Source organism: Photorhabdus africana (genome assembly GCF_035181445.1).
In the GTDB taxonomy this organism is placed as follows: Bacteria; Pseudomonadota; Gammaproteobacteria; order Enterobacterales; family Enterobacteriaceae; genus Photorhabdus; species Photorhabdus laumondii.
On sequence record NZ_JAXBVE010000189.1, the window covers coordinates 1 to 448 of the forward strand.

Sequence of the window (448 nt, forward strand, 5' to 3'; positions counted from 1 at the left end):
TAGCGGTATCAATGTGCTGTTGCTCTGGCAAACTATGTTGCAGCGGCAGTTGATATCTAACCGCTGGTTAACCGGTGATGAGTTAAGAGCGTTAGGCGGATGGGTGGTCAACGGTGAAAAACCGACAACCATCGTCCGTTACCGGCCTTCAATGTCGCTGATACGTGTCATTAATTTGGAACAATGTGAAGGACTGCCGACAGAACTTCAACCCGGTTTTCCTTTACCTCCGCGTCCGGCTCCCGGTTTTACCGCTGTTCAGCAACTGGTGACGGCCAGTGGGATCCCGGTGGTTCATCGGTCGGGCATCGTGCCCGTTTACCGACCATTTCATGACCGTATTGAGCTGCCTGTCCGGCGGGACTACGTTGAAGATTCACAATACTGGCATGACTTGTTGCATCAACTGGTTTATGCCACTGGCCATCCGTCCCGGTTAAACCGCTTT

General features: G+C 52.5%; 1 protein-coding gene. It reads left to right on the forward strand.

Features of this window, described 5'->3' with window-relative positions; all coding sequences use genetic code 11:
- On the forward strand, positions 1 to 448 hold a 448-nt coding region (locus SLS51_RS23350; RefSeq protein ID WP_323840856.1), incomplete at both ends, for a zincin-like metallopeptidase domain-containing protein.